This is a genomic window from Phycisphaeraceae bacterium (assembly GCA_015709595.1).
Lineage (GTDB): Bacteria > Planctomycetota > Phycisphaerae > Phycisphaerales > SM1A02 > CAADGA01.
The window spans coordinates 3,470,259-3,483,760 of the sequence record CP054178.1; the positions used below are offsets into that span (position 1 = coordinate 3,470,259).

Genomic DNA, 13,502 nt, shown 5'->3' on the forward strand with positions numbered 1-13,502 from the left:
GAAGCTCACCCCGATGCGGGATGCGTCGGATCGCCAGCCGAGCCGGCAGATGCAACCAGCTGTTCCGACGACGGACGGCTCGCCTCCGGCGCGTGGCGCTGCGAGAAGAGCCGCTGGATGGTCTTGAGCAGAATGCGGCAGTCGAGCAGGAACCCGGCGTTCCGCACGTACTCGGTGTCGAATCGAATCCATTCCTGAAAGTCCAGGCCCGGGGCTCGCGTACGCTCCACCTGCCAGAGACCGGTAATCCCGGGCCGCACGCTGAGACGCGTCTCGCGCCACGGGGGGCAGTACTGATTCTCACTGTCCGGGCTGGGGCGGGGACCGACGATGCTCATGTCGCCGATCAGGACGTTCCAGAACTGCGGCAGTTCATCGAGGTGGTATCGCCGCATGAAGCGTCCAATGCGCGTGACGCGCGGATCATCGACAATGTAGAACTGCGGACCATCACACCGGTTGAGCGACTGAAGCTCCCGTGTCATGCGATCGGCGTCGCGACGCATGGTGCGGAATTTCCAGCAGCGGAACAGCCGTCCCCCCCGCGACTGGCGCAGATGGCCGTAGAAGATCGGACGCCCGTCGCTGATCACCACCGCCAGCGCCAGTCCGAGCAGCAGCGGCAGGACGGCCAGAAGCACCGCTGTGCTGACCGCGATGTCGAACAGTCGCTTCGAGATGAGAAACAACGGCGACAACGCCGCGATTGGTTCGTTCGTCGAACGGCCCACGTCGTCCGATTCGTCACGATCATCCGACTCGCTCTGACGATTGCCCGGCTCCACCTCTCCGATGGGCCGTACACGGACATATCCGGTCGAAACAGCGGAAGCGTCTCCGGTGCTCGTGACTCGTTCACTCACGTTGACAGAGGCGCGCGGCTGATGCTCGGCGACCGGCGCATCGGGCTCATAGTCCGGTCCCACCAGGAGAACCGATGAATCCGCCCGATGACCCGCGCCAAGCCACACCGGTCCGATCACGAGAGACTCCGGCCCGAGACGGCACTCCTTCAGCGCCCAGACCTGAGGCGCAATTTCCTGGATGCCCTCGATGGAAGAATCGGGATCAGTCCAGTTGCGGACCAGGCGATGCAGGTAGCGACCGGCCGAATCAGGACTGGCGGCATCCAGAAGCAGACCGGCACATCGCCAATGAACGACGCGGTAGTACGGCAGCGAGCGACGGATGCGCATCCACGCCGCACGTCGATTGGATTCCCTGCACCAGACCTCCGCGTGCTCCCGACTCCGCGTCAGAATCAGGCGGTGCGAATCAGGCCGCGCGGTTCGATACAGCCGCTGGATGCGCTCGATGCGCGGAGCGATCGAGGACTGGAGATTGGCATCCGTCGGGGGAGCGGAGCCCGCCAGTTGAATCCGTTCGGCGTAATGGTCGTCACCCGGCGACGACAGCCGAAGGCGCATGACCGCGGCGCCGTTCCACGTCATGCGCTCCGTCACTGTCGGAAGATCGAACTCAGCCAGGCAATCGGGCTCGACCAGCATGTAGAGCTCCGCGTCGCGGTCGATGAGCGCGTCCCGACCGCACTCGATGACCTGAACGCCGCGGGATCGCCAGTACGCCTCGTGGAGGGCGCGTGCATCGAGCCCCCAGATCATCGGGCCGCGATGCATGGTCGTTTCCCGATCGGATGCACGCGGCTTCATCGGCTCGATCTGCTGCGGCATGATCATCGTTCGCCCCGATCCGCCGCGTCATGGGTCAGGAGCCGCATCATGGGCGAAGGCGTCGCCGGGGGCGGTGCGCCGCCGGCTTCGCCTTCAGGCGCCGGCGCGGACCGCGCGGATACCCGTGAGGCGGAGGTGTAGCGTCGGCACTCGCTCAGGTCGGCGCAGTTGAGCACCACGCCGATGAGCTGCGCCCCGACCGTGCCCAGTTCGGTCGTGCATTCATCCAGACGACGGCGCGGTCTTCCTCGCCGCAGGGTGAGCACCACGCCGTCCGCCGCGGCCACGATGGGCAACGCTTCGACGCTTCCCAGCAGTGGGCCGGTATCCAGGATGACCACGTCGAATCGGGCCCGCAGCCGCTCCACCAGTCGCTTCATGTCGGCGCGGGTCACGTGTTCGGGGCCGAATGAACGGTCGCGGCCGACGCCGATCACGCTCAGACGCGGGTTTCCGGCGACGGGGTGGGCCTCGCCGTTGACGGTGGTAGCGCCGAGAAGCTCCTTGACGCCGCGCACGTCAAGCTGACCCGCCTGGGCCGAGAGCGCCTGTCCGATGAAGTCGCAGTCCACCAGGCACGTTGACAGGCCGGAACTCGCGTAGGACCAGCCCAGGGCGAAGGCCAGCGAGGTCTTGCCGTCTCCCTGGAACGGACTGGTGACCGCCAGGACCAGCGGGCCTTCATGCGGTCGTCCCATCTCAATGCGATTCCGCAATCGGTGAATGCAGGCGGACGCCAGTTCGCGGGTCTCGACGGCGTCCTCGCCGCGGCTGAGATCGGGCAGGACGCCGATGCAATCCTGCGGTCCCGAACTGGAGGCCAGTTGCGAGGCCGCGAAGGCGCGCCGATCCACGTGGCCGACGAGCAGGAACAATCCCATCGGGAGTCCGAAGCCGAAGATGAAGCCGGCCGCCGCCAGTTGATTCCGCTTTGATCGCTGCGGCTTGTCCGGAAGAATCGGCATGCGGACGCTGGTGAAGCCCTGCTTGAGGGCGCGTTCGTTGTATCGAAGGTTCTCAAGATTCTTCTCGAGATCCACCAGTCCTCGCTCCAGGGCCTGAATCTCCTGATCGATCACCTCACGGCGACGACGCTCCTTGGCGATTTCCTCGATGTCGCTCCAGACGGCGCTTCGAGCCGTCAACAGGTCGCCTGTCCGCTCAGGTGGAACGGTGGTGACCCGCCCCACGTGAACCGGCTGCGCCGTCGGAGGTGCGGCGGCCCACTTGCGACGGGCTTCCGTTTCCATTTCGGCGGCTCGTGCCTTGAGCGCCTCCACCGCGGCCCGCTGCAGACGCACGGGACGGTGATTCTCGCTGTACTGCGTCAGCATCTGCGTCAGCAGGTTCTCCTCCTGCACGAGGGACTGACGAACCTTGGCGAAGTCGGGATCGATCCGCGTCAGATCGGCCAAGGTCGGCTCGGGGGGAGCCGGCGGCAGGGCCGGCTCGCTCGGCTGACCTTGAGCGGCAGCCGCGGCGGCGTCAGACGCCCGGCTGTCCCCCGTGGCGACCATCTGACCCGCCGCGATGAGCGCCAGCGTGTGAGATGTGTAGAGCTCCCAGTTCAGGCGGTGCAGGTCCGTCAGCACGTCATCCGAATACTGGGCGAAGCGGCTCTGCGAATCGAGACGTTCGGCGCGGCGCGTCCGCAACCTGGACCGCTGCGTCTCAATGATCTGCACCAGTTCATCCCGGCGGGCCTGGTACTTGGCCTCGGGGGCGGCTTCACGCTCGTATTCTTCGAGAATCGCCCTGACCGCCGCGAACGCCACGCCGGCCTGATCCGCCTCCACCGAAACCGAGATGTACGTGCTGCGCCTGTCACGCCGCACACTGGTTGCATCGCGGAAGTTGGACAGGGTGGGGAACGCGGCGTCAACGCCGGCATTCCTGGCTGTGCTGTTGCGCATCGCCCGGTCAAGCAGCAGGTCCATTCGAAGCATCTGCGCCTGCGATTCGACAAAGGAATCATACATGGGCATCGTCTGACGGTCTTCGCCGATCACCGGTTCGATGAACGGCGCCACCTCGACGTGCCCGGTGGCGATGTATCGCGTCGGCGCCAGAAAGAAGCCCAGACCGCCGACGATCAATCCCAGCGTGATCGACAATGGCAGGGCGTAGCGCCATCGGCCGCGCAGGCGGTCGTGCAGGAAGTGCCAGATCGACGGCTGTCGGTCCGCCGGAGGCGAGTGGCCTCGAAGATCAAGTTCGTGATCAACCATGACCGGTTTCCTCTCCCTTCCGCATCAGCACGCCGAACAGCTCCGGCATGCCATCAACCATCTCCGAAAGAATCTTCAATCCCTCGACTGGATCAAGCGAGGCGCCCCCCACGAGCTGCACCTGCGCGATGCCGTAGTTTGATGCGCCGCGCCACCTCGCCATGGAGCGCAAGCCGTCCATGTCCGGCGTGATCATCCCGTTGGGCATGATGAAGAAGTTGAGCACGCGGATCGTCTGAACATCGCCGAACACCCCGCGCTGATCAAACTCATAGAACATGACCGACGCCTCGCCGATCGACGAATTCCGCCATGCGATGACGCGCGTCGAGGCGTCGTTGGTGCGCCACCCGTGCGCCGGGTAGCAGATCGGGGGGTAGTGCCCCTGCATGTCGCGAAGGTTGGTGCAGTGCACCACGGTGAAGGTCACGTCCATGGGCGCGCGCCCGGAGTCGGCGTCGTGGCTGGTCTCGCGATAGCGACGGCTGAGGATCGCCGAGGGCTTGAGGATTCTCCACGCCGACGGCGGCACGGTCACGCCTCGACCCGTCCATCGCCCCACCACCCACGGCGCCTGCTCGATCGCCTTCACGATGCGCTCCGTGCGCTCGAGCATGGCCGGCGTCAACGGCTCAACCGTGGGAAGCACGGCGGGCGCGGCGATCAGCAGAACCACGGCGAGCATCGGCGCGAACTCGTTCACGAGCCGCAACAATCGTCGCCAGCCGGTCACGGGACGGTTCATTGCGACAACCTCCAGTGCGACACCGGCAGTTCAAGCCATCGCATGAAGCGGAGCAGCATCACCAGCGCCCCGAGGGCCACCGGCAGCATCACCCACCCGGCCAGATCATGAAACTGCTCCGCGAACGTCGCCGATCCATACCCGTAGACGACCGCCGTGGGCACCAGCCGGATCACGTTGCAGACCAGCGCCAGCAGCGGACTGACCGCCAGCAGAAGCAGCTTCGTGTTCCGTTTCAGCGGCACGGAGAAGACCAGGGCGTAGACAACCAGCGTCAGCGCAAACACCATGCGCATGCCGTTGCACGCCTCGCCCACCGCCACCTGCTGGCCCTGCACGATGATGACGTTGCCGGTCTTCTCGGCGGCGATGCCCACGATGCCCAGCACCTGATGCGTGATCGACGCGGCGATGTACTGCAGTGGAATGGTGATCTGCTGCCGAAGAACGCCTGGCACGGGGATGAAGAACACGAAGACCAGCAGCACCGGCATGAACTGCCGCAGCAGCAGCGGACCGGTCGTGCTCAGCAGTGCTCCCAGGATCAGCACCAGCGCGCCGCCATGCTGCAGCACCATGGTGTCGGTCTCATACCCGAACCACACGCTTGCCCACCCTGCCGCGATGAGGAGCGGCCCCAGCATGGACGGTTGATGCCGCAGGAACGGCAGACGATCACGACGCAGCCACAGAAGCCATCCGGCGATAAAGGGCACGAGCAGCACGTGGCTCTGCTCGGAATCCCCCAGTCCAATCTGAATGATGCTGGCGATCTCCTGCCGAACCGCCCATAGAGCCAGTCCGACAATCAGCGCCATCAATGCAAAGTCTCGCGCCGTCCAGGCGCGCCCGTGCTGCCACGGAATGCGGCGAACCGGTTCGCTCACGCGGCCAACTCCTGACTGGAGACCGGTGTCGGACGCTCCCGGCGTGATCGACGCCCGTTGGAGAGGGACGGCGCCGTCAGAATCCTGTCGGCCGCCCGCTCGCCGGGCTCGACCACCGCCGCGCCGGTGACAAGACACCCGTTGAGCACCGCCGCCGCCCCCACGCGTGCGCCACGCAGGACGACGGTGTCCTTCAGGATCACACCGATGTCGATCTCGGCGCCGTCCTCCACCACGCACGCTCCCAGCTCGCGCCACGGTCGATCCTCGCGGCGGTCGTCCACGCGGCCCTGCCTGGACCACGCCGATACCGCGCGAAGATAGCTGTCGAGATCGCGCAGCCGGATCAGTTCTTCCGCCACGATCGCGGCGCGAACGTCGACGCCGCGGCGGATCAGCCGCGGAATCAACTGCTCCTTCAGGTCGCAATAGCCCACGTCGGGCGCCTCGCGCAGCGCCTCCATGCCGCAGGCGAAGACACCGGCCGGCGCGAGACCCGAAGTCGCTCCGACCACCACCCACGTTGACCCGGTCCGAGTCTCGAGCGCCTGCTTCAATGACGCGGGCGGCAGGCAACCGGCTTCCACCACCATGATGGTGTCATCGTCCTCGAGCCGTGGATTGAGCAGGTCCCGCACCACGCCGGCGGAACCACGCCAGTCTCGAGGATCACGGACCACCTCGATCGACCTGACCCACGGAGCGCGAGCCGCCGCCTCTCGCGCCAGTTCGCGCAACGCGGGAATCTCCTGGTCCAGATTGGTCGCCACGATCAGGTCAATCGGATGCCCCACGGACTTCAGCGCCTTCAGCCAGGCGTCAAAGAGAGCGCACCCGTCCCCGAGCGGCAGCGACGCGACCGGCCGACCGATCGCGGATTGAAGCGGCGAGGGGCGCATCGCCCCAGTCAGCATGATGACCTTGACATGACGCATGAGAGGTTGTCTTGACTTTCGATCCGGAAACGAGTCTGTCCGAGAGGAAATGGCTTGAATCGACTGAGCGATACGCGAGCATGAGGCCGCCGGGTCGCCTTTCCGACGCCTCATGCGGACCCAACTCGCCGGTACGGCCTGGAGAACCTGCTCAGGGCGCCGATTCCTCGGTCCGGTAATTCAGGCGCGTTCAACCGACGGTCTCATTTCATCCGCGACCAGTTCCTTGATGATCCCCTGAGCAGTTCTGTTTGGTTGACGACAGAACGATCACAACCGACTCCCTCGATTGCTGCTGATCAATCACTCCTTCACTGCGGCGGTCGGCCCTGAGGTTCATGGGCATCATCGATGCTGCGTCTCCCAGGGGAAACCCGCCACACCATCCCATGCCAGACGCTCCTCGTCGGGCGACGCCGGGTTGAACGCCCGGGTCACGTAGTAGAGAAGTCCGGCCGGGTTCGGCCCCACCGTCGCCGCCCCGTGCCAGAGCGTCGGGGGAATGACCAACACACCTGGTCTCTTTTCGCCCATGACCACCACCCACGCTCGTGACCGATCCGCGGCGCAGATGCCCGCCTTCAGGTGGCCTGACACGCACACCCAAAAGTCGGTCTGGTGCTGATGACGATGCCAGGCCTTGACCACCCCGGGGTACTGCACGGAGAAGTTGATCTGCCCCTCCGACGAAAGCACCCCGCCCAGCAGATTCATCAGCGAATAGCCGCGGTCGTCGCAGTAGTGCCGCTGGGGCACGAAGACCGGTTCTCCCACCTTCACAGCCGCCTCGTACGCCTCCTTCCATCCAACACTCAGTTCTCGGACAGATTGTACGGGGACATGGCTCATGGTGTTTCGATTCCGTGATGCGGGTGGTCTGATAAAGTGGGGGAATCAGACCGATTCGCCTCGTCCGCAAGGGTTTGTCCAACAGGACGTGTGCCAGACCAGATGAAGCTCCTGATCCGGTTGATCAGGTCATCGCTGGCCCAGGGCTGGATCGGCGTGGGCGTCGCGGTCGCGGTCAGGCGATCCAGTTCCGTCAGCAGTTCCGCCTCGTCCAGGGCTACTTTCACGCCGGGTCGGCCTCGCATCTGCCTCGCCGTGGCCACCTGGTGGTCGTTGCGTGTCTCTCGCAGGTCGCCTCGCCGCGGAAAGATCAGGATCGGCTTGCCGGCCCGCAGGGCGCTCAGGATGCTTCCCATTCCCGCGTGCGCCACGATGACGCGACATCGCTGAACGGTCTCGGCGAACTCCCGCGGCTCCAGCGATGCCCGATACGCCATGTGGCTGGGCCTGAAGTCGGTGTCGCCGATCTGGGCGAAGACCTCCCGGCCCGGACCGGCGCCGGCCCAGCGATCCACCGCCTGCACCAGCCGATCGAACGGCATCTGTGCGCCGACTGTCAGAAAGATCACAGCACGCTCCCGGCATGGTGCGGTCCATCCGGACGGGCCAGATGCGCCCATTGCGTCAGCCACAGGTCGGCATGGCGTCCGATCTTCTGGCCCGACATCGACAGCTCCTCGACGTTGGCCATGCTGTCCACCCAGATGGTGCGGGCCCCCACCAGCCGGGCCAGCCGCAAGGCGAAGTACCCCGGCGCGGCGCCTGTGGAGATGACCACGTGCGGCCTTTCACGCAGGATGATCCACAGCAGCCGCAGCGCCATCCGCGCCAGTCCGGCCTTGTTCCATCGCGTGGCGTCGTTGACGATCCGCAGCCGAGACCCCGGCTCGAGATCCTGCGCGTATCCGCGATCAACGGTGACATAGGTCACCCGCGCGCCTTCGAATGCCGGGCGCAGTCGCAGCAACTGAACCCAGTGCCCTCCGCCCGAGGCGACGGCGAGGATGCGCGTCGGCTTGGATCGTGTTTCGTTCACTGCCGGGACCGCTGATCCACTGTCGTCTCCGCGTTCGAAGCAAACCGTCGTCGGATGGCCTCGTGGTACTTGGCCGTGGTCCGGTTCTTCCCCAGGAACAGCGCCCGCCACTCGTACCCTCGCAGGAACTTGAGATACGCCGGGTCGGACTGCCGCGGCACGCGCCGGACCATCGCGCGGAAGTAGCCGTACGCCATCGCCAGCGCCCCCACCACCGGAGGCGGATCAACCATGCGGTACACCATCGTCGCCAGCAGGTACCACGGCGATGAGCCGATCCGCCACTTGCCCTCACCTCCACGCATCCGGCCGTGCAGCACGCCGCGATGACTCGACCCCATCATGCGGCGATGCACGACCTTGATCTCGTCGTCCATGATCGACCGGGCCATCCACCCCCTCTGGCGGCACATGTGCCCGTCAATGCCGTCCCACCCCACCATGCGCACGAACCCGCCGATCTCACGAAAACACGCCACCCGGTAGAACTTACTTGGCCCGGCGGCGTGCTCATCCCCCCGCCTTTCGTGGCTCAGCCGGCCGTGCTCGTCGCGCAGGAACATCTTGCCCGACACCGCGCCAAGGCGCGGCTCGCGCTCCATCTCCTCCATGAGCCGCTCGAAGTACCGCGGCGGAAGCTCCAGGTCCGCGTCCATCTTGCAGACATAGTCAAAGTCGTCAAGATCGACCGTCTCCAGCCCGGCGTAGAAGGCCTCGATCACGCCCGGCCCGACCTTTCGCTCGCCCCGGTCCTGCCGCGTGACCACGCGAATGAATGAATGGGCCGCCTCCGCCCGTTCCAGGATCGCCCCCGTTCCATCCGTCGAGCCGTCGTTGACGATCACCCACAGCGTCGGCGGACAGGTCTGCGCCGCCATCGTTCGGATGGTCGCCTCGAGATGCACCGCCTCGTCACGGCAGGGGCTGATGACGACGTAGCGGCGCATGCACTGAGTCGGAGCGATGGCTCGCGTCTGATCCGCCCGCATCGAAGCCACAGCACTCACGCGTACCCCTTCGGATGGCTTTGATGCCACTTCCACGCCGTCTCCACCACCGCGTCCAGCGAACTGAACTTCAGCGCCCACCCCAGCACCCGCTGAATCTTTGACGGGTCGGCCACCAGCGCGGGCGGGTCGCCCGGACGGCGCTCGACGACCTTCATGGGAATCGGCTTGCCGGTCACACGCTCGCAGGCGCGGATGACCTCCAGCACCGAATGGCCCGTGCCCGTGCCGATGTTGAACACCTCCGCCGTGTCGGGCGTGGTGGCTCGAATCGCCAGCAGGTGCGCCTCGGCCAGGTCGTGAATGTGAACGTAGTCACGGATGCACGTGCCGTCCGGCGTGGGATAGTCATTCCCGTACACCGCGATGTGGTTCCGCTTGCCCAGCGGCACCTCCAGCACCAGCGGAATGAGATGGTTTTCCGGGCGGTGATCCTCGCCGTGCGACCCGTCCGGCTCGGCGCCCGCGGCGTTGAAGTACCGCAGGATCGTGAAACCCAGCCCATACGCATGGGCGAAATCGCGGATCATCCACTCCACCGCCAGCTTGGTGCGGGCGTAAGGGCTGAAGGGCTCCTGCGCCGAATCCTCGGCCATGGGAACCTTCGGGTTCATGCCGTACGTGGCGCACGTGCTGGAGAAGAGCATCCGCTTCACGCCCGAGCGGCGCATGGCGTTGAGCAGGGAAAGCGTGCCGCCGATGTTGTTGCGGTAGTGAAACTCGGGATCGGTGACCGACTCGCCCACGTAGGTCGCCGCGGCGAAGTGCATCACCGCATCCGCCTTCACCTGCCGCAGAGCGTGCTCGACTGCGGAGGCGTCGGCGATATCGCCCACGATCAGGCGATCCGCCGGAACCGCCTGACGATGTCCCTGGCTGAGATTGTCATAAGCAACCGCCTCGACCCCGTGCCGCAGCAGGTGCCGCAGGCACGCGCTTCCGACGAATCCGGCTCCACCCGTGACCAGCACCCTCATGCGCATCGCTCCTCAACAGTTCGGATTGCCGCCGCCATGCCCAACCCGGTTGATTGTCCTGTCGTGGAGCATCCGGGAGTCGGCTCCGCGCTCAGAATGTGTTTGGCGGCGCTCAGCAGGTCATCAGCCACTGCATCGGCAAGCGGCTGCGCGGCCGCCTCGCCCTCCGCTCCATACCCGGTACGGACGAGAATGCTCCCGCGGCACCCCGCGTTTCGTCCCGCCAGCAGATCGCTCACCATGTCACCCACCATCCACGATCGTGAAAGGTCCAGATTGAGTTGCCGCGCGGCTCGAAGCAGCATCCCCGGCCCTGGCTTGCGATCCGGATGATCGATGATGGTGCGATCCGCGCCGCCCTGCCCGTTGGATGAGACGGACAACGGAGCCACGGGGCAGCAGTCGAAGCCCTCGATCGACACGCCCGGCTCGCCGAGTTGGCGTTCGACTTCATGCTGCACCGCGTGCGCCTGCTGCTCGGTGATCACGCCGCGCCCGATGGCGGACTGGTTGGTCACGACCACGCGGGCATAGCCGTGCTCGCCCAGGATTCGCAACGCCTCGGCAGCGCCGGGCAGGAGTTCAACATCCTTCGGGTCGGCGATGTAGTGAACCTGTCGGATCAGCGTGCCGTCGCGGTCGAGGAACACCGCCGGACGGGGGCGATCGTGCCCAGCCAGTCGAGCCGGCGCGAGAACCCGACCTGCGGCCACGTCCGCCTCCGCCGCTTCGAGCGATTCGAGCGTACCGATGTCGCGGTGGTAGCCGTCGAAGGTGAAGCCGTGCATCCGTCCGACGAAGCGCGGCAGCACGTCGAACCCCAGGTCGAAGGCGTCTGCGTCGGCCATTTCGTGATACGCCGCCGCCGAGAGGGCGTAGACCCCGGCGTTGGCCAGATTGCCGCGGGGGTTCTGGGGCTTCTCCTCGAACTCGACGATTCGTCCCGAACCGTCGAGCTGCGCGATGCCGCACCGCTGCGGCGTGGGCGTACGGAAGAGCAGCATGGTCATCTCGGCCCGCCTCGCCCGGTGGAACGCCAGCATGTCGCCCAGATGCACCGCGGAGAGATTGTCGGCGTAGACGATGAGGGCCTCTCCGCCGGGCGGAACCCAGTCGCGGTTGGCATGCACCGTGCCCGCCGAGCCGAGCAGCGTGGGCTCGTACGTCTCGCGGATCTCGAAGCGGCCAGCGGCGTTGAGCCGCGCGATGTGCTCGCGCACCATTCCCGGCAGGTGGTGGGTATTGATGAGCACGTGGCGCAGCCCCGCCTCGGCGAATCGGTCGAACCAGAAGTCGATCAGCGGACGGCCGTTGATCGGCACCAGGCATTTGGGCACGGTGTCGGTCAGCGGCCGCAGGCGCGTGCCCAGACCCGCCGCCATCAGCAGCACGCGCACATCGCGGTTGCGATCGTGCCTCACGATGTCACCACCTCGCGCACCACGTTGAGGGCCTGCATCTGCGCCGTGGCCTGCTGCAGAATGGCTCCGGGGTTCTCCGCCTCGCGCAGCCACGCCCTGTAGCCCTCGACGCTCTCATGCACGGAGCGGCGGGGCGACCAGCCGAGCGCCTTGAGCTTCGAGACATCGGAGCAGATGTGGCGCGTGTCGCCGAAGCGATACTTGCCGCACGGCTTCGGCTCATACCCGCGGCGGCCGAAGACTTGCGCCACCACGCTGGCGAAATCGGAAACTGTCATCGCCCGGTCGCCGCCCACGTGAAACATCTGTCCATCGGCGCGATCGTCGTGCAGTACGAGCAGGTTCGCGTCCACCACATCGTGAATATTGACAAAGTCGCGCACCTGACGGCCGTCCTCGTAGATGGGCGGGTCAAGGTTCTGGTGCATAGCCAGGCAGAAGACGCGGCACGCGCCGCTGTAGGCGTTGTGAAAACTCTGCCGCGGTCCCTGCACGATGGAGTACCGCATCGCCACCGAGGGAATGCCGTAGCGCTTGCCAAGGTGCAGGGCGACCTTTTCCTCGGCGATCTTGGAAATGCCGTACTGGTTCTGCGGGTTGGCGACGGATTCGTCCGTGGGCTGCCACCGGAGCGGTCCGCGGAATCCCATCGGAGGACGGCACTCCCACTCCCCTCGGGCCAGCTGCTCATCCGGGCGAATGTCAGGCAGACACGGGCGACCATCGGCATCGAGATACAGTCCCTCGCCCAGCGTCGCCTGGCTGGAGGCGACGATGACCTTTCGGATCGGGAGCCGCTCACGCACGATCAACTCGTAAATCAGCGCCGTGGATGTGACATTGACATCAAAGAACCGCGAGAAGATCGGCAGGTAATCCTGAAACGCGGCGAGGTGGTAAACCGCGTCCACGCCGCGCAGGGCGTCGAGCATGACCCGCTCGCTCCGCACGTCGCCCAGGATGAACTCGATCCGCGGGTCGAGGTAGGCAGGTGGTCGGCGGACCGGATGCACGGGCGCCTCCAGCGAGTCGAGCACGCGCACGCGGTGACCTTGCGCCAGCAGCGCATCCGCCGTGTGCGACCCGATGAAGCCCGCACCGCCGGTGATGAGGATGTTCATCGACCCGCGCCCTCCGCCATCACCCGGTTCTGCAGCATCTGCGCCGCGATGTGCCCCACGGACATGTGCAGATCCTCGATGACGCCGTAGTTGTCGCTCGGCACGTGGATGTGGATGTCGGCCAGCGCCTTGACGCGGCCTCCGTCGAACCCCGTGAGCGCCACCACGGTGAGTCCATGCGACCTGGCCCATTCGCACGCTCGCAGCAGGTTGGGGGAGTTGCCCGAACACGAAATGCCGACGGCGATGTCGCCCGGCCTGGCGTATGACGCCAGCGGGAACTCGAAGATCTGGTCATAGGCGAGGTCGTTGCCGATGGCCGTGAGAAGCCCCATGTTGTCGGACAGCGAGAAGGCCATGAGGCGCTTCTTCCCGGGCACACAGGCGGTCTTGACGTAGTCGGCCACATGATGCGAAGCGTTGTAGGCGCTGCCGCCGTTGCCGAAGATGAACACCCGCCGATCCTCGCGCCACGCCTTCACGAGCAGGTCGGCGTAGGCGTCGATCGGACGCGGATCGGTGCGTGCCAGCACGGCCGACATGGCTTCAAAGTACTGTCTGGCGCTGGTGACGGTGGTTCCCGCCATGATGGTTCGTCCTTGCTC

13 protein-coding genes are annotated in these 13,502 nt (G+C 66.0%); all 13 read right to left on the minus strand.

The features are described 5' to 3' along the window. Positions 1–5: 5 nt before the first annotated feature. Positions 6–1,691 carry a sugar transferase gene (locus HRU76_14755; GenBank protein QOJ18766.1) on the minus strand — a complete coding sequence of 562 codons (1,686 nt, stop codon included), beginning with the start codon at positions 1,689–1,691 and terminating at the stop codon, positions 6–8. A gap of 2 nt (positions 1,692–1,693) precedes the next feature. Beyond that, positions 1,694–3,919 carry a hypothetical protein gene (locus HRU76_14760; protein ID QOJ18767.1) on the minus strand — a complete coding sequence of 742 codons (2,226 nt, stop codon included), beginning with the start codon at positions 3,917–3,919 and terminating at the stop codon, positions 1,694–1,696. Next, positions 3,912–4,664 carry an exosortase-associated EpsI family protein gene (locus HRU76_14765; protein ID QOJ18768.1) on the minus strand — a complete coding sequence of 251 codons (753 nt, stop codon included), beginning with the start codon at positions 4,662–4,664 and terminating at the stop codon, positions 3,912–3,914. Before HRU76_14765 ends, HRU76_14760 begins: the two co-directional genes overlap by 8 nt. Next, positions 4,661–5,551 (minus strand): exosortase/archaeosortase family protein, encoded by an 891-nt coding sequence (locus tag HRU76_14770; protein QOJ18769.1) that lies wholly within the window; start codon positions 5,549–5,551, stop codon positions 4,661–4,663. Before HRU76_14770 ends, HRU76_14765 begins: the two co-directional genes overlap by 4 nt. After that, positions 5,548–6,486: a hypothetical protein gene (locus tag HRU76_14775; GenBank protein ID QOJ18770.1), complete on the minus strand. Its 939-nt coding sequence runs from the start codon at positions 6,484–6,486 to the stop codon at positions 5,548–5,550. Before HRU76_14775 ends, HRU76_14770 begins: the two co-directional genes overlap by 4 nt. Before the next feature lie 345 nt (positions 6,487–6,831). Then, positions 6,832–7,335 (minus strand): dTDP-4-dehydrorhamnose 3,5-epimerase family protein, encoded by a 504-nt coding sequence (locus HRU76_14780; GenBank protein QOJ18771.1) that lies wholly within the window; start codon positions 7,333–7,335, stop codon positions 6,832–6,834. After that, complete coding sequence (locus HRU76_14785; GenBank protein ID QOJ18772.1) at positions 7,332–7,904, minus strand: hypothetical protein; 573 nt, start codon at positions 7,902–7,904, stop codon at positions 7,332–7,334. The genes HRU76_14780 and HRU76_14785 overlap by 4 nt, the downstream gene beginning before the upstream one ends. After that, the gene (locus HRU76_14790) at positions 7,901–8,371 is read right to left on the minus strand and encodes a UDP-N-acetylglucosamine--LPS N-acetylglucosamine transferase (protein ID QOJ18773.1); all 471 of its coding nucleotides are present in this window, start codon (positions 8,369–8,371) and stop codon (positions 7,901–7,903) included. The genes HRU76_14785 and HRU76_14790 overlap by 4 nt, the downstream gene beginning before the upstream one ends. Further along, on the minus strand, positions 8,368–9,318 hold the full coding sequence (locus HRU76_14795; GenBank protein QOJ18774.1) for a glycosyltransferase family 2 protein: 951 nt from the start codon (positions 9,316–9,318) through the stop codon (positions 8,368–8,370). The genes HRU76_14790 and HRU76_14795 overlap by 4 nt, the downstream gene beginning before the upstream one ends. A gap of 56 nt (positions 9,319–9,374) precedes the next feature. Then, complete coding sequence (gene galE, locus HRU76_14800; GenBank protein QOJ18775.1) at positions 9,375–10,355, minus strand: UDP-glucose 4-epimerase GalE; 981 nt, start codon at positions 10,353–10,355, stop codon at positions 9,375–9,377. Then, positions 10,352–11,776 (minus strand): HAD-IIIA family hydrolase, encoded by a 1,425-nt coding sequence (locus HRU76_14805; protein QOJ18776.1) that lies wholly within the window; start codon positions 11,774–11,776, stop codon positions 10,352–10,354. The genes galE and HRU76_14805 overlap by 4 nt, the downstream gene beginning before the upstream one ends. After that, positions 11,773–12,897: an NAD-dependent epimerase/dehydratase family protein gene (locus tag HRU76_14810; GenBank protein ID QOJ18777.1), complete on the minus strand. Its 1,125-nt coding sequence runs from the start codon at positions 12,895–12,897 to the stop codon at positions 11,773–11,775. Before HRU76_14810 ends, HRU76_14805 begins: the two co-directional genes overlap by 4 nt. Next, on the minus strand, positions 12,894–13,484 hold the full coding sequence (locus tag HRU76_14815) for an SIS domain-containing protein (GenBank protein QOJ18778.1): 591 nt from the start codon (positions 13,482–13,484) through the stop codon (positions 12,894–12,896). The genes HRU76_14810 and HRU76_14815 overlap by 4 nt, the downstream gene beginning before the upstream one ends. Between the last annotated feature and the right edge of the window lie 18 nt (positions 13,485–13,502).